Here is an 18826-nt window from a genome sequence, read left to right as displayed (position 1 = left end):
GCCCGCTCAATCCCCGTAGCCGACGATCCCCTTGATTTCGAGGAAGTCGTGGATGCCCCAGTCTGCATATTCGCGACCGTTGCCGGACTGCTTGTAACCGCCGAAGGGTGCGAAAAGGTCCCATTCCGGATAATTGATGTAGACGGAACCGGCCCGCAGGCGCGACGCCACCTTGCGGGCATGTCCGAGTTCACCCTGAATATAGGCGGCAAGCCCGTAGGGCGTATCGTTGGCGATCTCGACCGCCTGCTCTTCCGTCTCGTAGGAAAGAACGGAAAGCACTGGCCCGAAGATCTCTTCGCGGGCAATGGTCATGTCGTTGGTGACATGGCCGAACACGGTCGGCCGCACGTAATAGCCGCGATTGAGTCCGTCTGGCCGGCCCGGTCCGCCGGTGACGAGCGTCGCGCCCTCGGAAATGCCGGCCTCGATCAGCCTCTGGATCTTGTCGAACTGCGTCTGGCTGACGACCGGGCCGAGATCGGTGCCGTCGGCGCGCGGATCCCCGGTCTTGAGCTTCTCCGCAGCCGTCTTGGCAATCTCAAGCGCCTCGTCATGGCGCGTCGCCGGCACGAGCATGCGGGTCGGCGCATCGCAGGACTGGCCGGAATTGCCGAAACAGGCCGTCACGCCCTCCGCCACAGCTTTTTCGAAATCCGCATCCGGCAGGATGATATTGGGCGATTTGCCGCCGAGTTCCTGCGCGACGCGCTTCACCGTATCGGCGGCGGTCTTGGCGACGATGATGCCGGCGCGGGTCGAGCCGGTGAAGGAGACCATGTCCACATCCGGATGGCCGGCCATGACCTGTCCCACGTCCGGGCCCGTGCCGTTGACGAGGTTGAAGACGCCCTTCGGCGTGCCGGCGGCTTCCATCACCTCGGCGAAGATGACGCCGGAAATCGGCGCGATCTCGGAAGGTTTGAGCACCAAGGTGCAGCCGGCTGCGATCGCAGGTCCGACCTTGCAGGTGATCTGGTTGAGCGGCCAGTTCCAGGGCGTGATCAGCGCACAGACGCCGATCGGCTCCTTGACGACCATCGTCGTGCCGCGCCTCTCGGTGAATTCGTATCTCTCCAGCGCCTCGATCGTGGCGCCGAGATGTCCCTTGCCGGCCGCTGCCTGCGCCTCGCGGGCAAAACCGAGCGGCGCACCCATCTCCCGTGAGACGGCCTGGGCTATGTCTTCGTAGCGCTTTTCATATTCCACGAGGATGCGCTTCAGAAGCGCCAGCCGTTCGCCCTTCGGCCATTGGGAAAAGGAGGCGAACGCGGCTCTCGCGGCGGCGACCGCCTTGTCCACATCCGCCGTCGAACCGAGCGCGATCTGCGTATAGGCCTCTTCGGTCGAAGGGTCGATGACATCGAGCGCGACGGGGATTTCGGGCTTCACCCAGGCCCCGTCGATGAAGAACTTCAGATGGTTGCTCATGGAAGACCTCCGGACAGCCAGAGAAACGGCATGGCCACTATCGGCCAAGCCCCTAACCCTCGCAAGTCCGGAGTTTCCCCTGAGACCCTATGCCCCGTAAGGCGTGAAAAACGTCTTGATGGCTTCGATCTCGTTCGGCCGGATTTCGTGGCCGCCGCCATGCCATTCGAGCGTCACCGTATCGCCCTGCCGCTTCAGATAGTCGGCAAGCGCCACCGTTTGCGGCACCGGGCAGATCGGGTCGTTCTCGCCGGCCGTGATCAGCACATGCGCTTCTTCACCGGCCTTGCGGTCCTTCGGCGAAAACGGGATCAGCGGATGCATCAAGACCCCGGCCTCGAACAATCCGGGCTTCTCGATCATGATATTGGCGAGAATGTTCGCACCGTTCGAGAAGCCGAGGCCGAGCACGGTCGAGGATTCGTAGCGGTCGCGGTTGGCGGCCACGAACTCGCTCATCCGCTCGGTTGCACGCGCCAGGTCGTCGCAATCGTAGACCCCCTCCGCCTTGCGCCGGAAGAAGCGGGCCGCGCCGTGTTCGGACACGTCGCCGCGCGGCGAGATCACCGTCGCGCCGGACAAAAGCCTGCCGCCGAAATCGAAGAACTGGTTCTCGTCGCCGCCGGTGCCATGGAAGACGAACAGGATCGGCGATCCGGGCGCACCGGCCTTTGCCCGGTGCACGTAGCTGTCGTAACTCATTGGATTCTCCTGAAATCTGCTTGATCCCGGCGGCGGGCCGAAAACGCCTTGCGCTTTTCGGCCCGCCTTTGCCGGATTACTCGATCGGTTCGAGATGCTGTTCGAGGGTTTCTCTCAGATGTGCATGCTGTTTCGGCAGCTTCAGCGCTTCGCCGAGATGGGCCGTATCCTCGTCCCGGTTGAAGCCGGGCTCGTTTGTGGCGACTTCGAACAGCACGCCGCCCGGCGTACGGAAATAGATCGCCCAGAAGTAATCGCGGTCGATGACCGGGGTCACCTGATAGCCGGTTTCCATCAGCGCCTTGCGGACTTCGAACTGCTTCTCGCGGTTTTCGACCGCAAAGGCGATATGGTGGACCGAGCCGGCGCCGAGATGGGCATGGGCGATGTTGGGCATGGTTTCGATGTCGATGACGTCGGCGCCGTTGCCGCCAGGGATACCGAAGCGCGTAACGCCGTCCTTCGCATCGATCTGGCTGTAGCCCATGTATTTCAGCAGTTCACCGGTGGCGCCCTCATCGCGAAGCCTCAGCGAAGCGGAATGGAAACCGCGGATCGCATTGTCTTCGCCGACACCGTTACCGGTCCAGGGCGCACGCGGATCGTCCTTGACTTCGACGAGCGCGAAGCCATCGCCGTCCGGGCCTGCGAAATGCAGGCGGTTTTCGCCGAAGGCGCTGTCGATCTTCAAACTGTCGACGCCTGCTTTGCTCAGCCGGTCGGTCCAGTAGCCGAACGAACCTTCCGGAACAGAAAAGAGCGTGGTGCCCACTTCGCCGGTGCCGGGGCGGCCGCGGGCGATATGCGGGAACGGGAAATAGGTCATCACCGAACCGGGCGTGCCCACTTCGTCGCCGTAGTAGAGATGGTAGACATCAGGCGCATCGAAATTGACGGTCTTCTTGACCCGGCGGAGCCCAAGCGTATCGGTGAAGAACCTGTTGTTGATGCCCGCGCTCGCAGCCATCGATGTGACGTGGTGGAGGCCCTTGATCTGGTCGAGCATTTCAAACCCCTTTCTGGCTCAGAGAGCCGTTGTCTGGGGCATTATTTGGTCGATCGGGTGCGGATTGGATAGACTGCCCTATCCGAACGCATTGTTCACTTTTCGAAGATTGCGAGCGGTTAATTGTTCACAGTTACACGCTCGGGCAATTGCCAGTCGATCGGTTCTTTGCCGCGCGAAATCAGGAAGTCGTTGGCCTTGGAAAAATGCCGGCAGCCGAAAAACCCGTTATGGGCCGAAAGCGGCGAAGGATGCGGGGCCTTGAGCACAAGGTGCTTTTTCGTATCGACGAAGGCCGCCTTCTTCTGGGCATAGGAGCCCCAGAGCAGGAAGACGACGCCGTCGCAATCCTCGTTGACGGCGCGGATGACGGCATCGGTGAAGCGCTCCCATCCCCGCCCCTGGTGCGAGGCCGCCCTCGCCTCCTCGACCGTCAGCACGCTGTTCAGGAGCAGCACGCCCTGGCTTGCCCAATGCTCCAGGAAACCGTGATTGGCCGGTCGGATACCGAGATCGGTTTCCATCTCCTTGTAGATGTTGACGAGCGAGGGCGGGATGCGCACGCCCGGCCTGACGCTGAAGCAGAGCCCGTGCGCCTGGCCGTAGCCGTGATAGGGGTCCTGGCCGAGGATGACGACCTTCACATGCTCGAGCGGGGTGAGATCGAGGGCGCGGAAATATTCGCTGCCCTTGGGAAATATCCGCTTGCCCGCCTGCTTCTCGGCGACGAGGAAACGCCTCAGTTCGCTCATGTAAGGATTTTCGAATTCCGGCCCGAGCACGTGTTTCCAGCTTTCCTCGAGCCTGACCTCGCCCTCCGCCATCGCTTGTTCTCCTATTGGAACCGGCCGCCTCGCTGCAGGACCTCGATCTTATAGCCATCGGGGTCGGTGACGAAGAAGAACCGCGCGAACGGCTTGCCGTTATGCTGCATGTCCACAAGTTTGCCGACCGGCAACCCGAGATCGACAAAGCGCCTGTATTCCAGATCGATATCCTCGACCGAGACGGCGAGATGCCCATAACCGTTGCCGAGGTCGTAGGCCTCTTCCCGGCCGGCATTGACCGTCAGTTCCAGCTCGAACCCGGTCTCCCGATTGGCCATGTAGATCAGTGTAAATCCGTCGAACGGCACCCGCTCGGCGATCTTGAGGCCGAAAGCCTTCTCATAGAAATCGACCGAACGCACCTCGTCCAGCACCCGGATCATCGAGTGGACCAATTTTGCCATGACCGGCCTTCCCTATTTCAGAACGTGATTGCTGCGCGAATGCCAATTCCAGGCGGAACGGATGATGTCTGCGAGCGTATATTGCGGCTCCCAGCCGAGCACAGCCTTCGCCTTGTCGTTATTGGCGACGAGCGAGGTGGAATCGCCCTCGCGCCTTCCGACATATTCCACCGGGAAGGGCTTCCCGGACACCTCGGAAATCGCCGCCAGCAGTTCCTTCACCGTCGTGCCCGTGCCGGTGCCGAGGTTGAGTTCCATCGTCTCGCCGCCCGCGAGCAGATAGTCGACGGCGCGGACATGCGCATCGGCAAGGTCCAGCACATGGATATAGTCGCGCACGCAGGTGCCGTCGCGGGTGTCGTAATCGTCACCGAACACCTTGAAGCCCTGGCGGCGGCCGAGTGCGGCCTCGATCGCCAGCGGGATGGCGTGCGTTTCCGGCGTATGCCATTCGCCGATCCGGCCCTCGAAATCGGCGCCGGCGGCGTTGAAATAACGCAGCATGACGGACTTCAGGTCCTTGTACTGGCCGTAATCCTTGAGCGCCTGCTCGATGATGAACTTGGTGCGGCCGTAAGGGTTGATCGGCGCCTGCTTGTGCGTCTCATCCATCGGCACCCGGTCAGGCAGGCCATAGGTGGCGCAGGTCGAGGAGAAGACGAAGGCCTTCAAGCCCGCATCCATCGCCGCCGACAGCAGCGTGAGCGCACCGATGACATTGTTGTCGTAGAAACCGACCGGGTTCTTGACCGATTCCCCCACCTCGATCAGCGCCGCGAAATGCAAAACCGCATCCGGCTTATATTTTGCGAAAACCTCGTCGAGGCGCGGGCGATCGCGGATGTCGCCCTCTTCCAGCGGTCCCCAGCGGACGAATTCCGCATGGCCATTGGAGAGATTGTCGAAGACGATGGGCTCGTAGCCCCGCTCCGCCAGCACCAGACACGTGTGGGAGCCGATATAGCCGGCTCCGCCGACCACGAGCACTTTCTTCTTCGACATCATGTCTCCTGAAGGCTGTTGAAACCGGCGGGCACTATAACGGGCATGAAACAAATGGGAAGGGCAGACTGCGCGGTCAATCGCACTGCACAAATTTGTCGAGACTCGGCCCTCAAACTTCTCTATCCTGCTCAGGATTTATTGTAGGTCATTCATGCGTCCCCTGCTTCTCAGTCTCGGCTGGTTCTTCGTAGCTGTCGGCGTGATTGGCGTTTTCCTGCCGGTCCTGCCCACGACGCCCTTTCTGCTGCTTGCGGTCGCCTGCTTTGCGCGCTCCTCGCCGAAGCTCGAAGCATGGCTGCTCGAACACCCGAAATTTGGCCCGCCGCTCAAGGACTGGCGGGAAAAGGGTGCGATCCCGCGGAAGGCGAAAATCGCCGCGGTCGTGATGATGAGCTTCAGCTATGCCATTTTCTGGTTCGGGACGTCGCCGCCCTTCTGGCGTGCGACCTTGGTCGCAGCCCTGATGATCGGTCCGGCGATTTTCGTCGTCACCCGTCCGGGACCCGGTGCCTGAGGTCAGCGATGCCGCGATTGCGGCAGCACATATGGGATATGTTCGGCCGGCAGCCGCCCGACCGCGCCGGCAATCCCATAGACGCTGGCGATGATTTCGTCATTGACGGTCTCCGCACAGGCGCCTTCCGCAACGATCTTGCCGTGATTCAGCACCACAAGTTGATCGGCAAATTCCGCAGCGAGATTAAGGTCGTGCAGGATGGCGAGCACGATTCCGCCGGCACTCGCGAAATCGCGGGCGATCTCCAGCACCGAAATCTGGTGACCGAGGTCAAGGCTTGCAGTCGGCTCATCAAGGAAGAGCGCCCGCGGTATGCCATCGACAATCGGCTGTGGTACCTGGGCAAGCGCCCGGGCAAACTGCACCCGCTGCTGTTCGCCGCCGGAGAGCGACGGATAGGGCCGGCTTTCGAAACCGCGCAATCCGACTTTGGCGAGCGCCTGCCGCGCCTGCTCGGTCGGGTTCAGCGCTCCCTGCGCCACCGCCCCCATGCGGGCGATTTCAAGTGCCGTGAAGGGGAAGGCAAGCTGTGTTGCCTGCGGCAGCACGGCCCGACGCTTGGCAAGCTCGGCCGGCTGGCAAAGACCGATACTCGTTCCGTAATAGGAGATGAAACCCGTATCCGGCTTCATCTCGCCGGATACCGCCTTCATCAGCGTCGATTTGCCGGCGCCATTCGGGCCGATGATCACGGTAAACCGACCAGGCCTGAGGTCGATCCCGACATTGTCGAGAAGCTTGCGGCCCGAGCGGGCGACGGTGATGTGTTCGCCCGAAATCATGGCATGTCCCGCATGCTCACTCCCTTCTTCCCGATGAGCAGGAAGAGGAAGACCGGTGCACCGAAGAGCGCCGTGATGACGCCGATCGGCAGTTCCGCAGGCGCGGCGACGGTGCGCGCCACGCTGTCTGCGATGAGCAGCAGCGCCCCGCCTCCGAGGGCCGAACCGGGTAGCAGGAAACGGTGGGACGGCCCCATGGCGAGACGCAGGAGATGCGGCACGACGATGCCGACGAAACCGATGGAACCCGCCACCGCGACCGTCGAACCGCAGGCGGCAGCCACCGCCACGATGACAATCGTCTTCAGCCTCTGCACCGGGATGCCCATGTGAAAGGCGGCAGCATCGCCCAGGATCAGTGCGTCGAGCCCTCGCGCCACGAAGGGCATGATGGCGAGCACGATGGCGATGAACGGCAGGATCGAGAGCACGCGACCGAAGGTGGCGCCACCGAGCGAGCCGAGGCTCCAGAAGGTGATGTCACGGAGTTGCCGGTCGTCGGCCATGACGATCATGAGGCCCATGATCGCCGCTGAAAGAGCGCCGATCGCGATGCCGGAAAGGATGAGCGTAGTGGTCGACGTCCGGCCGTCGCGGGTGGCGATCAGATAGAGCATCCAGGTGTTGAAGAGGCCGCCGAAGAACGCCATCAGCGGCAGGAACTGGTTGCCGAGCAGCATGGAGACGGGCGCAAGTACTGTATTGCCGAGTACGATCGCCGCGACCGCCGCCACCCCGGCGCCCGACGTCACCCCGACGATGCCGGGATCGGCGAGCGGATTGCGAAAGAGGCCCTGCATCATTGCGCCGGAAACGGCGAGCCCCGCGCCCACCAGCAGCCCGAGCGCCGTGCGCGGCAGGCGCACGGCCTCGAGGATTACCCGCTCCTGCGTCGAAAGGCTTGCAGCGTTGCCGGTCGCGTAGGCCCAGAAATCGCGAAGGCCGACGCCGGTCGGACCGACGCCGAGCGAGATGAGGCAGGCGATGAAGAGGATCACCGCAAGCAGGATGAGGACCAGGACACCCTGCTGCGTCCGGTCGCCACTGCTTGCCGGGCGAAAGGCCATCGCCAGCGCTTTCATCAGTTGATCGCTCCCGGATAGATCTGCGCGGCAAGCGCGCGGGCGGCCTCCGGAGTGCGCGGACCGAAGCCGAGCAGCAGCAGGCCGTCCATGGAGATGAGCGCCTTGTTGGCGGCTGCCGGCGTCGTCTGCATGGAAGGAACCGCGAAGACCTGTTCCGGTGTAAGTTTGTGATCGCCGCGCGACATGGAAAGGATCACGTCCGGCTGGGCGGCGATCACCGCCTCGTCGGCGAGCGGCTTGTAGCCGTTGATCGTCGGCGCGGCATTGATGCCGCCGGCCATTTCTATCACCGCACCGGCTTCCGTGTCTGCGCCGCCGGCCATCACACGGCCGTTCGAGAGCGACAGGACGAAGAGCACCTTCTTTCTCGGCCCGGGAACCTTCGCAACGTCTTCGGCAAGCTTCTTGAGGTGCGCTTCCGTCTTGACCGCCAGCGCCTCCGCCTTGTCGGAAAGGCCTACGGCGGCGCCCACGTCGCGGATTTTCTGACCGATCTTGTCGGCCTGGGGCGGCGTCGGGACCACCACCATCGGCACTTCACTGGCTTTCAGGATTTCAAGCACGGGCGGTGGGCCGGACCCCTCTTCCATCAGGATCAGATCCGGCTTCTGACCGAGAACGCCTTCCGCCGAAAGCGCCCGCATGTAACCGACATCCGGCTTGCTGTTCGCAGCATCGGGATAGAAGCTGGTGGAATCCCGCGCAACGATGCGGTCCTCGGCGCCAAGCGCGTAGAGAATTTCCGTGATCGTGCCGCCGACCGAAACGATGCGCTTCGCCTCGGGATTGCCCTTTTCGGCCGCCGCGGCATGGCCGGCAGCAAGACCCGTTGCAAGAGATGCGACCATGAAAAATCGGCAGACGGCGGAAGAATATGTCATAATGCCAACCCTGATTGTACCATTCCCGGGCTTGCGAAAATCCACCCGGCGCCACGCCTTCGACGACATAACTTGAGTTGACTACGCAAGTTTTTTCGGCTTTTCAAGAGCGCCGGCCGCAGATATCTTGAGCCGAAAATGAAACTTATTGTGAGGACCGATAAATGTATATCGCCATGAACCGATTCCGTGTGGTGCCGGGCTATGAAGAGGCTTTCGAGAACATCTGGCGCAGCCGCCAGGGCCGCCTGGCCGAACTCCCCGGCTATATCGAGTTCCACATGCTGAAGGGTCCGAAGGCGGAGGATCACACCCTCTATGCATCGCACACGGTCTGGGAAAGCTTCGCGGATTTCGAGGCCTGGACGAAGTCGGAGCAGTTCCGCGCCGCCCATGCCAAGGCCGGCGAAAACCGCGGCAAGGTCGAATATCTCTCAGGCCCGCATTTCGAGGGTTTCGAGGTCATCATCCACGAAGACAAGAACGGCGCACGCGCCGACGCTGCCTGAGGCAGGCCGATGAATGCTGATTCAGACGTCAAGCCGGACCGCCGTGAACGGGCGCTCGCAGCACTTGTGGAAAAGCCCGACGGCGTGGTCGAGGCGATTGCCGCAAAGGCCGAGGTGACGCCGGCCGAAATTCTCGAAATCCTGCCGAGAGGTGCCGCGGTTATCGTCGGGAAGGATCATTTCCTGGATATCTGGTCCGAGATGGGCACCTGGGGCGAAATCCTCTTTATCGTCCATACGGAGGACATCGTACTGGAGGCAGAAGGCAGCCTTCCTGCGGGTTCCGAGGCACACGGCTGGTTCAACATCCACGGAGACAGTCCGATCGGCGGCCATATCCGGAAGGATAACTGCGCGTCGGTGACGTTCGTGGACCGTGCCTTCCACGGCCGCCGCTCCTGTTCGGTCTGGTTCATGAACGACAAGGGTTCGGCGATGTTCAAGGTCTTTGTCCGCCGCGACGAAAACCGCGAACTGATCGCAGAGCAGCTCAATAAGTTCGAAGCCCTGCGCGACCGCTACGTTCCTGCGTAGACCGGATCGGAACAACCATAAGTGACCCGGCGGAAACATATTTTAGCCGGGTTGCATTTTCTCCGGAACCACCTGCCGGTCTGCTCGTTAACGGCGATGGGACCGGGTATCATGTGGTCCGGGACCGCCGGTGACGGCGGCTTCCCGTTTTGTCGTTTGTCGGTCCCGTATGATTGCGTGGAGTGCTGCCGTGTCTCTTGGCGGACCGTTCGCTCGCTCCAGCGGCGTGGAGGAGAGCGATCTCGAACGGCACGGCAGCCTTCCCGTTCTGATAGGGCCTGGAGCCTTCACCGGTGCCCTCAAAGGGCCGGAACCCATTTCCAGAAAACGCCTTCCATCCGCTCGGGATAATATTTGAACTCGCATTCGAAGCGCCGGCCATAGGCTTCCGCCGCGGTCAGCGCCGCCGCGCTCGCCGGCTTCATGCCGGTGCCTGGTGCAAACCAGTCTTCCAAAAGATCGTCCGGAACATAGACTCCGATCCGGAGCGGCAAGGCGGTCAATGTCGCATCGAGTTCTTCCGGCGGCATGGCTTTTCCTCCTCCACGAAAAGACGGCGCTCCGAAAACGTCCGTCTCCCCGGGAAGTTCCGATCTGGCTGCAAAGCCCTTGGGATCAGGGATCAGCGGTGCGCGGCATGCTCCGGCTTGCCCTTGCGCTTCGCCGAAGCCATCTCGTGCAACTCCTTTTCGCTCATGGATTTTTCCATGCCCTTCGAAGCGCCCTTGAGCTCGCCCTTCTTGATCTCGCCCCGCTTGGCGGCGAGCGCCGCGCCGGCGGCCTTCTGCTGTGATTTCGATTTCGCTGGCATGTCTGCCTCCTCGGTTTCACATCCGAGAAGAACAGACCGGCATGGTTTTGGTTCCCGCCTTTGAGGTGGAACATCTCATTTACCCACGGGTTGTTCTGATAACCAGCGGCGCCCTTGGACGGCGCGATAAGAGGAAGGGACAACTATGAATGCGGACAATCCGGAACGTTGAACCTGTCATCCGCAAACCGCCCAGGGCGGAACTCAAGAACCCGCACGAGTGTTCTCCTGCACGCAACCGAATCGGAGATCGTCAATGAACGCCGAAGCCAATGCCGCGCAGAACCTGATGCCGAAGCCGGCGAAGGCTATACTGGGGAACGAGCCCGAGATGGAAGTCAAGGCGTCACCGACGCTTGCCGATCCGGATTCCGAGTCCTTCGTGGCCATGGCGCTCGAAGACCTCGTCAAATGCCATATCCCCTTCCTCGTCGCCGGCACCTTTGCGGTGAGTGCCTATACCGGCATTTCCCGGCAGACGAAGGACCTCGATATCTTCTGCCGCGCCGGCGATTACGCCCGCATTCTCGCTCATTTCAAGGAGAAGGGCTACGAGATCGAGGTGGAGGACGACCGTTGGCTCGGCAAGGTGAAGAAAGGCCCGCATTTCTTCGATGTCATTTTCGCCGGCTCGAACGGCACGATGCCGATCAGCGACGCCTGGTTCGAGAATGCCCGGCAGATCGAGATGGGCGGCCACAAGGTGAGCATCATCGCGCCGACCGAGCTCATCTGGTCGAAATGTTTCGTGCAGCTCCGCCACCGCTATGACGGCGGAGACATCGTCCATGTCATCCTGCGCGCTCACGACCAGATCGACTGGCAGCGGCTTTTGAACCACATGGAAGTGCATTGGGAGGTGCTGCTGATCCACCTCCTGAACTTCCGCTGGATCTACCCCACCGAGCGCGACAAGGTGCCCGACTGGCTGCTGGACGAGTTGCTCGACCGGTTGAAGGCGCAGCGCGAGCTACCGCTGCCGCAGATGAAGATCTGCCGCGGCCGCATGTTCAGCCGGGTGGATTTCGAGATCGACGTGAAGGAATGGGGCTTTGCCGATGTGGGCGGCGAAGGCGACCTGCGCGACAACCTGCCCAAGGACTTGCAAGGAGTATCGTCGTGACCCGGACGACCGACGCAAAAGACGACACCGCGATGAAATCCAACGGCAGGCTGAAGATCGCCGCCATGGGCGACCTGCATGTGAAGGAAAACGACGGCACCTCGTACAGGGAGCTGTTCAGCGAGATTTCCCAGATCTCCGACATCCTCGTGCTCACCGGTGACCTGACGGACCTCGGCAAGCCGAGGGAGGCGGAAATCCTTGCTGCGGAGCTGCGCTCCTGCTCCATCCCCGTCGTCGGCGTGCTCGGCAACCACGACTACGAATGTGGTCATGTGGAAGAGGTGACGGCAATCATCAAGGATGCCGGCGTCCAGCTGCTCGAAGGCCAGGCGGTCGAGATCGACGGCGTCGGGTTTGCAGGCGTCAAGGGTTTTGCCGGGGGCTTCGGCCGTTACATGCTCGGCTCCTTCGGCGAACCGGCGATCAAGGCCATGGTGGCGGAAAGCGTGGAAGAGACCATGCGGCTCGAAAACGCGCTCAGGCAGGTGCGCTCTGAACGGGCGGTGGTCGTGCTGCATTATGCCCCGGTTCTGGATACAGTGGCAGGTGAACCGCAGGAAATCTATCCCTTCCTCGGCTCCTCGCGTCTGGCGGAAACCATCGACCGCTTCCCGGTGAAAGCGGTTGTACATGGCCACGCCCATCGCGGCACCTATTCCGGCAAGACGCCCGGCGGCGCCCCCGTCTACAACGTCGCGTCGCATGTCGAGAAGCCGACCGGAAGACCGTATGCGCTGCTGGAGTTGTGAAACCCACCTCCCCCTCAAGGGGGGAGGTCGTCGCGAAGCGACGGGTGGGGGTGACCAATTTGATCTCCGACGGTTCACCCCACCCCGGACCTACGGTCCGACCCTTCCCCTCAAGGGGAGGGTGAAATCTCACACATGCAGCGCGTGCCCGAGCGCCTTCATCGACGCCTCGGCAAATGCTTCCGATTGTGTCGGATGCGCATGGATCGTGCCGGCGATATCCTCCAGCCTCGCCCCCATCTCGACCGCCAGCGAGAAAGCCGCGGACAATTCGGAAACCCCTGTCCCGACCGCCTGTATGCCGAGCACCAGATGGTTGTCGGCGCGCGCCACCACCCGCACAAATCCTTCTTCCGATGACAAGGTCATCGCCCGGCCATTGGCCGTGAACGGAAACTGGCCGACCTTGATCTCGCGGCCGCCCGCTCGCGCTTCGTCCGGCGACAGCCCGACCGACACGATCTCCGGATCGGTGAAGCAGACGGCGGGGATCGCGCGCTTGTCCCAGTTCCGGCGTTTGCCCGAAACGATCTCCGCCACCATCTCGCCCTGCGCCATCGCCCGGTGCGCCAGCATCGGCTCCCCGGTCACGTCGCCGATCGCATAGATACCGCGCATTGACGTGCGGCATTGCTCGTCGATCCTCAGGAACCGCCCGTCCATGTCGAGTTCCAGTTCCTCGCGGCCCCAGCCCTCGGTGACCGGCCGGCGGCCGACCGTCACGAGCACCTTGTCGGCGGAGATCCGTTTCTCCTCGCCATCTCCGGTTTCCGCAAGCAGTGCCTCGCCGGTCGCCGACATGCCCCTCACCTTGGTACCGAGCAGCACCTCGGCCCCCAGAGCCGACAGCCGCCTTGCAACCGGCTGCGTGAGGTGTGCGTCGTAGAGCGGCAGGATGCGGTCGAGCGCTTCGACGATCGTCACCTTCGACCCCAACTTGGCGAAGGCGATGCCGAGTTCGAGGCCGATATAACCCGCACCAACTATCGCCAATCTGCCAGGCACTTTGGTCGGCGACAATGCACCGGTCGATGAAATAACCTTTCCGCCGAACGGCAATGCCGGCAGCTCGACCGGCGCGGAGCCTGTGGCAATGACGATATTCTCCGCCCGGATGACCTGCTGACCGGTCTCGGTCTCCACCGCAACCGTCTTGCCGTCGCGGAACTTCGCCCGGCCGACGACGATCTTCACACCCGCCTTCTTCAGGAGGCCCGACACGCCCATGGTCAGGCGGCCGGTGATCCCGTCCTTCCAGGCCACGGTCTTCGCGAGATCGATGGCCGGGTTCTCGGCTCGGATGCCCATGGCGTTCCTACCCGCGGCCATGGCCACGGCTCCGTGGAAATCGTCGGCCGCATGGATCAGCGCCTTGGACGGGATGCAGCCGATATTGAGGCAGGTGCCGCCCGGCTTCGCCATTTCGACGATGACCGTATCGATTCCCAGCTGGCCGGCCCGGATGGCGCAGACATAGCCGCCCGGACCGGCCCCGATGACGAGAAGCTTGCAGGCGATTTCCTTCATTGTTCTTCTTCCACCTCACTCATAGAGCGCCGTGCATCCTCCGGATGCACAAGGGACGCTCTAACTCTTTGAATCGGCGAATAGTGCCTTCCGAAAATCGGAACCGATTTTCGGGCCTATTCGCTGACGAATATCAACGCCGGCGTTTCCAGGAGCGCCTTCAGCCTCTGCACGAAGGTCGCGGCGTCCCAGCCGTCGATCACCCGATGATCGAAGCTGGAAGACAGGTTCATCATCTTGCGCGGCACGAACTGCGTCCCGTCCCAATGCGGCCGGATCGCGAGCTTGTTGACGCCGATGATCGCCACTTCCGGACGGTTGATGACCGGCGTCGAGACGATCCCGCCCATCGCGCCGAGCGAGCTGATGGTGATCGTCGAACCGGTAAGCTCCTCGCGCAAGGCGGTGCCGTTCTTCGCAGCTTCGCTCAGCCGCGCAACCTCGCGGGCACAGTCGAATATGTCCCGCGCCTCGGCATGCTTGACCACCGGCACGACGAGGCCGGAGGGCGTCTGCGCCGCAATGCCGATATGCACGCCGCCGAATTGATGGATCACCCCCGCCTCGTCGTCGAAATGTGCATTGATGCCCGGTTGCTCTGCGATCGCCCCGACCATCGCCCGCATCAGGAACGGCAATATGGTGAGCTTCGGCTTGCCCGGCTTCAGGGTGCCATTCAGACGGGTCCGCAATTCCTCCAGCGCCGTCATGTCCACCTCCTCCACATAGGTGATGTGGGGAATGCGCGACTTGGCGAGCGCCATCTTTTCCGCGATGCGGCGGCGAAGGCCGACGATCTTGACCTCCTGCACGCTCTTGTTGGGCTGCAGGCCGGCCGCAACAGCGCTCCCTGTCTCGCGGCTCAGGAACATATCGAGGTCTTCATGGGTGATGCGCCCGGCCGGACCGGTTCCCGGTACCTGCCTGAGATCGATACCTGCTTCCCTGGCCCGCAGGCGGACGGCTGGCGGTGCGAGTGGCCTTTCGCCTCCGGAGCGCGGTGCACCGACACCTGGGGATGCCGCCGCTGCAGACGGTTTTGCCGGAGTGCCCCCCGCTGCGGGTTCCCGCTTTTCCGCGACAGGCTTCGGCTCATCTTCGAGCTCGGCCGAACGCGGCGCCCGCTCAGGCGAAGTCAGCTCGATCGCCGGCTCCTCCTCACCCGCTTCACCAGCGGTCTTGATCTTCAGAATGGCTGTCCCGACGGCAATCATGTCGCCAATATCGCCATTCCTCCAGGTGACCTCGCCTTCCACCGGAGAGGGAATTTCCACGGTTGCCTTGTCGGTCATCACGGCGGCGAGCATCGTGTCCTCCCGCACAAGGTCGCCGATATTCACATGCCATTCCACGAGCTCGGCTTGCGCGACCCCTTCGCCGACATCCGGCAGCTTGATGATTTTCTCACCCATGTCAGGCCTCCATCATGTCGCGCAGTGCCTGGCCGACACGGGCCGGCCCCGGGAAATAGTCCCATTCCTGCGCATGCGGATAAGGTGTATCCCAGCCGGCGACACGGATGACCGGCGCTTCGAGATGATAGAAGCAGTGTTCCTGCACCAATGCCACGAGCTCCGCACCGAAGCCGGAGGTCATTGTCGCCTCGTGCACAACCATGCAGCGGCCGGTCTTCTTCACTGACGCCACGATGGTTTCGAGGTCAAGCGGCAGCAGCGTGCGCAGGTCGATCACCTCCGCATCTATCCCCGTCTCCTCCGCCGTCGCCTCGGCCACATGTACCATCGTGCCGTAGGCGAGGACCGTGACCGCCGAACCCGGCCGGCGTACGACCGCCTTGCCGAGCGGCACCGTGTAGTGCTCCGCCGGCACCTCGCCGAGCGGATGCGAGCCCCAGGACGTCACCGGCCGGTCGTGATGGCCGTCAAAGGGGCCGTTGTAGAGCCGCTTCGGCTCCAGGAAGATCACCGGATCCGGGTTCTCGATCGACGAGATCAAAAGGCCTTTGGCGTCATAGGGATTGGAGGGCACCACGACCTGCAGGCCGCAGACATGGGTAAACAGCGCCTCCGGGCTCTGGCTGTGCGTCTGCCCGCCGAAGATGCCACCGCCGGTCGGCATGCGGATGGTTATGGGGCAGGTGAAATCGCCATTCGAGCGATAACGCAGTCGCGCCGCTTCCTGGGTGATCTGGTCATAGGCCGGATACATGTAGTCGGCGAACTGGATCTCCACACAGGGCTTCAATCCATAGGCGGCCATGCCGATCGCGGTTCCGACGATCCCGGATTCATTGATCGGCACGTCGAAACACCGCGTCTTGCCGTATTTCTGCTGGAGGCCCTGCGTGCAGCGGAAGACGCCGCCGAAATACCCGACGTCCTCGCCAAACACGACCACGTCGTCGTCACGCCCCATGGAAACGTCCAGGGCGCTGCGGATCGCCTCGATCATCGTCATCCGTGCCATATCTCACACCCCCGCCTGCTGGCGCTGGCGTTTCAGGTGCGGCGGCATTTCGGCATAGACACCCTCGAACATGTCACGCATCGAGGGGCGGCCGCCGGAATGCAGTGTACCGTGGCGCTCCGCCTCCTTCTGGGCGGCCACGACTGTGTCACGGATTTCCGCCTCCATTTGGCTGTGGCGCTCCTCGCTCCAGGCACCGATGCGGACCAAATGGTTCTTGAGGCGAATGACTGGATCGCCGAGCGGCCAGGCCTCCGACTCCTCCTTGGGGCGGTAGGCGGAGGGATCGTCGGAGGTGGAATGGGCGCCGACACGATAGGTGACGTATTCGATCAGCGTCGGGCCGATATTCCGCCGTGCCCGCTCCGCCGCCCATTTGGCGACCGCATGAACGGCGAGATAATCGTTGCCGTCGACCCTGAGCGACGGCAGGCCGAAACCCAGACCCCGCGCCGCGAACGTGCCGGAGCCACCGCGAGCGATGCCCTGAAACGTGGAAATGGCCCACTGGTTGTTCACGACGTTGAGGATGACCGGTGCCCGGTAGGTCGAGGCGAAGACCAGCGCCGCATGGAAATCGGATTCGGCCGTCGATCCGTCGCCGATCCAGCCGGCGGCGATTCTCGTATCGTTCTTGATGGCCGACGCCATGGCCCAGCCGACCGCCTGCACGTATTGCGTGGCGAGGTTGCCTGAAACCGTGAAGAAACCGTGGTCTTTCGCCGAATACATGATCGGCAACTGCCGGCCCTTCAGCGGGTCGGCATCGTTGGAATAGATCTGGTTCATCATCTGAACCATCGGATACCCGCCGGCGATCAGGAGGCCTGCCTGACGGTAAGTCGGGAAATTCATGTCGCCCGGCTGCAGCGCCTTGCGGAAGGCGCAGGAGACCGCCTCCTCGCCGAGATGCTGCATGTAGAAGGAGGTCTTGCCCTGCCGCTGCGCCATCAGCATGCGGGCATCGAAGGCGCGCAGCAGCATCATGTGCCTCAGCCCCTCCATCAATTCCTCGTTGGTGAGCGTTCCGGCCCAGGGTCCGACGGCCTCCCCTTCCCGGTTCAGCACCCGGATGATCGAGAAAGCAAGATCGCGGATCGTCTCCGGGTCGACGTCGACCTCCGGCCGGCGCACGGAACCGGCCTTGGGAATGGCTACGTTGGAAAAGTCAGGCCTTCCGCCCGGCCTCACCTCCGGCTCCGGCACATGCAGGCTTAGTTTGCCGGGCAGGCTGGGCCTCATTCCATCTTTCATATTCGCTTCTCCTCCCAAAGAACCGACAATTGCCCCGTCACCTCAACTCAATTCGCCAAACCCCGGGCGATGATGATCTTCTGGATGTCGGACGTACCTTCGTAGATCTGGCAGACCCGCACGTCGCGATAGATACGCTCGACCGGGAAATCGGAAATATAGCCGTAGCCGCCAAGCGTCTGGATCGCTGCGGAACAGACCTTTTCCGCCATCTCCGATGCGAAGAGTTTTGCCATGCAGGCTTCCGAAAGGCAGGGCTCACCGCGATCCTTGAGCCTTGCCGCATGCAAGACCAGTTGACGCGCTGCCTCGATCTGGGTCTTCGTCTCGGCCAGGCGGAAAGCGACCGCCTGATGGTCGAGCAGCACCTTGCCGAAGGCCTTGCGTTCCCTGGCATAGGTGAGTGCGACGTCGAACGCCGCCTGCGCCATCCCGACACATTGGGCTGCAATCCCGATGCGGCCTGCCTCGAGGCCGGAAAGGGCTATCTTCAGCCCCGCCCCCTCCTCACCGATCCGCTGACTTTCGGGAATGCGCAGGTTGTCGAACATCAGCGCCGCTGTATCAGAGGCGCGCTGGCCGAGCTTGTCCTCGATTTTGGAAATGGAAAAACCGGGCACATCGGTGGAGGTGACGAAGGCGGAAATGCCGCGTTTTCCCGCAGAGGGATCGGTGACGGCGAAGATGATCACGGTACCGGCGATCTTGCCCGAGGTGATGAACATCTTCGAGCCGTTGATGACGTAATCGCTGCCATCCCTCGTTGCCCGGGTGCGGATCGCTGCCGCATCGGAGCCGGTATCGGCTTCGGTCAGTGCAAAGGCGCCGATATGCCGGCCTTCGGCGAGCGGCCGCAGGAATGTTTCCTTCTGTTCGTCGGAGGCATGCGCGTCGATGAGCGAGCAGACCGGGGAATTGTGGACGCTGACGAGCGTCGAGACCGCCCCGTCGCCCGCGGCAATCTCCATCAGGGCGCTTGCATAGGCGACATAGGAACAGCCGACGCCGCCCCATTCCTCGCTCGTTCGCATGCCGAGAAAGCCGAGTTCGCCGAGTTGCTGCAACACCTCCGGCTCGATCGCATGCGCCTTGTCGCGCGCCGCGGCACCGGGTTTCAGCACATCGCGGGAAAACTCCGCGGCCGTCGAACGGATGAGCTCCTCCTCATCGGTCAGCATGCAAAGATCTCCTCCTCGAAACCGTCTGCACCAGCTTTAATCTAGAGCCGGAATCGATGGCGGACCACTCC

At 62.6% G+C, this 18826-nt stretch carries 21 protein-coding genes; 5 read left to right on the top strand and 16 right to left on the bottom strand.

Annotated features, from left to right (window positions below):
* Positions 1–6: 6 nt before the first annotated feature.
* The 6 genes from JL39_RS09610 to galE form a co-directional block, all read right to left on the bottom strand.
* Positions 7–1431, bottom strand: a complete 1425-nt coding sequence (locus JL39_RS09610) for an aldehyde dehydrogenase family protein (protein ID WP_037149119.1) — start codon at positions 1429–1431, stop codon at positions 7–9.
* Between the two features lie 87 nt (positions 1432–1518).
* On the bottom strand, positions 1519–2133 hold the full coding sequence (locus tag JL39_RS09605; protein WP_037149116.1) for an alpha/beta hydrolase: 615 nt from the start codon (positions 2131–2133) through the stop codon (positions 1519–1521).
* A gap of 76 nt (positions 2134–2209) precedes the next feature.
* Positions 2210–3139, bottom strand: a complete 930-nt coding sequence (locus JL39_RS09600) for a VOC family protein (protein ID WP_037149114.1) — start codon at positions 3137–3139, stop codon at positions 2210–2212.
* Positions 3140–3258: 119 nt separating this feature from the next.
* Positions 3259–3963 (bottom strand): uracil-DNA glycosylase, encoded by a 705-nt coding sequence (gene ung, locus JL39_RS09595; RefSeq protein ID WP_037149111.1) that lies wholly within the window; start codon positions 3961–3963, stop codon positions 3259–3261.
* 11 nt (positions 3964–3974) lie between these two features.
* Complete coding sequence (locus JL39_RS09590; RefSeq protein WP_037149109.1) at positions 3975–4370, bottom strand: VOC family protein; 396 nt, start codon at positions 4368–4370, stop codon at positions 3975–3977.
* Between the two features lie 12 nt (positions 4371–4382).
* Positions 4383–5372, bottom strand: coding sequence for a UDP-glucose 4-epimerase GalE (gene galE, locus JL39_RS09585; RefSeq protein ID WP_037149107.1), 990 nt, complete (start codon positions 5370–5372; stop codon positions 4383–4385).
* 154 nt (positions 5373–5526) lie between these two features.
* On the opposite strand from galE, the gene JL39_RS09580 reads away from it, so the two are divergent.
* Positions 5527–5889 (top strand): YbaN family protein, encoded by a 363-nt coding sequence (locus JL39_RS09580; RefSeq protein ID WP_037149104.1) that lies wholly within the window; start codon positions 5527–5529, stop codon positions 5887–5889.
* Positions 5890–5891: 2 nt separating this feature from the next.
* Here JL39_RS09580 and JL39_RS09575 read toward each other — a convergent pair whose 3' ends face one another.
* The 3 genes from JL39_RS09575 to JL39_RS09565 are packed head-to-tail and all read right to left on the bottom strand — an operon-like array spanning position 5892 to position 8607.
* A complete protein-coding gene (locus JL39_RS09575; protein ID WP_037149102.1) occupies positions 5892–6674 on the bottom strand; it encodes a heme ABC transporter ATP-binding protein in 783 nt (260 codons plus the stop codon).
* Positions 6671–7756, bottom strand: coding sequence for an iron ABC transporter permease (locus JL39_RS09570; protein ID WP_052182786.1), 1086 nt, complete (start codon positions 7754–7756; stop codon positions 6671–6673). Before JL39_RS09570 ends, JL39_RS09575 begins: the two co-directional genes overlap by 4 nt.
* Positions 7756–8607 (bottom strand): ABC transporter substrate-binding protein, encoded by an 852-nt coding sequence (locus tag JL39_RS09565; protein WP_244446859.1) that lies wholly within the window; start codon positions 8605–8607, stop codon positions 7756–7758. Before JL39_RS09565 ends, JL39_RS09570 begins: the two co-directional genes overlap by 1 nt.
* A 197-nt stretch (positions 8608–8804) precedes the next feature.
* Here JL39_RS09565 and JL39_RS09560 point away from each other — a divergent pair, with 197 nt between their 5' ends.
* Both JL39_RS09560 and hutX read left to right on the top strand, forming a co-directional pair.
* On the top strand, positions 8805–9149 hold the full coding sequence (locus tag JL39_RS09560; protein ID WP_037149100.1) for an antibiotic biosynthesis monooxygenase: 345 nt from the start codon (positions 8805–8807) through the stop codon (positions 9147–9149).
* A gap of 9 nt (positions 9150–9158) precedes the next feature.
* Entirely contained in the window at positions 9159–9683 is a 525-nt protein-coding gene (hutX, locus tag JL39_RS09555) for a heme utilization cystosolic carrier protein HutX (protein ID WP_037149098.1), read from the top strand.
* 299 nt (positions 9684–9982) lie between these two features.
* Here hutX and JL39_RS09550 read toward each other — a convergent pair whose 3' ends face one another.
* Together JL39_RS09550 and JL39_RS09545 are read right to left on the bottom strand one after the other, a co-directional pair.
* The gene (locus JL39_RS09550) at positions 9983–10213 is read right to left on the bottom strand and encodes a hypothetical protein (protein WP_037149096.1); all 231 of its coding nucleotides are present in this window, start codon (positions 10211–10213) and stop codon (positions 9983–9985) included.
* A 92-nt stretch (positions 10214–10305) separates the two neighbouring features.
* On the bottom strand, positions 10306–10494 hold the full coding sequence (locus tag JL39_RS09545) for a DUF3008 family protein (RefSeq protein WP_037149094.1): 189 nt from the start codon (positions 10492–10494) through the stop codon (positions 10306–10308).
* Positions 10495–10825: 331 nt separating this feature from the next.
* Between JL39_RS09545 and JL39_RS09540 the strand changes: the two genes are divergently transcribed.
* Positions 10826–11617, top strand: coding sequence for a nucleotidyltransferase family protein (locus tag JL39_RS09540; protein ID WP_244446869.1), 792 nt, complete (start codon positions 10826–10828; stop codon positions 11615–11617).
* A 32-nt stretch (positions 11618–11649) separates the two neighbouring features.
* Positions 11650–12369, top strand: a complete 720-nt coding sequence (locus tag JL39_RS09535; RefSeq protein ID WP_037149628.1) for a metallophosphoesterase — start codon at positions 11650–11652, stop codon at positions 12367–12369.
* A 129-nt stretch (positions 12370–12498) separates the two neighbouring features.
* Here JL39_RS09535 and lpdA read toward each other — a convergent pair whose 3' ends face one another.
* The 5 genes from lpdA to JL39_RS09510 all read right to left on the bottom strand — a co-directional run bounded on the left by lpdA (position 12499) and on the right by JL39_RS09510 (position 18755).
* Entirely contained in the window at positions 12499–13896 is a 1398-nt protein-coding gene (gene lpdA / locus JL39_RS09530; RefSeq protein ID WP_037149092.1) for a dihydrolipoyl dehydrogenase, read from the bottom strand.
* Between the two features lie 116 nt (positions 13897–14012).
* Positions 14013–15308 carry a dihydrolipoamide acetyltransferase family protein gene (locus JL39_RS09525; protein ID WP_037149089.1) on the bottom strand — a complete coding sequence of 432 codons (1296 nt, stop codon included), beginning with the start codon at positions 15306–15308 and terminating at the stop codon, positions 14013–14015.
* A gap of 1 nt (position 15309) precedes the next feature.
* Positions 15310–16323 (bottom strand): alpha-ketoacid dehydrogenase subunit beta, encoded by a 1014-nt coding sequence (locus JL39_RS09520; RefSeq protein WP_037149086.1) that lies wholly within the window; start codon positions 16321–16323, stop codon positions 15310–15312.
* Between the two features lie 3 nt (positions 16324–16326).
* Complete coding sequence (locus JL39_RS09515; protein ID WP_244446858.1) at positions 16327–17577, bottom strand: 3-methyl-2-oxobutanoate dehydrogenase (2-methylpropanoyl-transferring) subunit alpha; 1251 nt, start codon at positions 17575–17577, stop codon at positions 16327–16329.
* A gap of 47 nt (positions 17578–17624) precedes the next feature.
* On the bottom strand, positions 17625–18755 hold the full coding sequence (locus JL39_RS09510) for an acyl-CoA dehydrogenase family protein (protein ID WP_037149082.1): 1131 nt from the start codon (positions 18753–18755) through the stop codon (positions 17625–17627).
* Positions 18756–18826: the final 71 nt, after the last annotated feature.

Origin of the sequence: Rhizobium sp. YS-1r, from assembly GCF_000757525.1 — a bacterium.
GTDB classification, from domain to species: Bacteria; Pseudomonadota; Alphaproteobacteria; order Rhizobiales; family Rhizobiaceae; genus Neorhizobium; species Neorhizobium petrolearium.
This window is presented reverse-complemented; position numbering and strand designations above follow the sequence as displayed.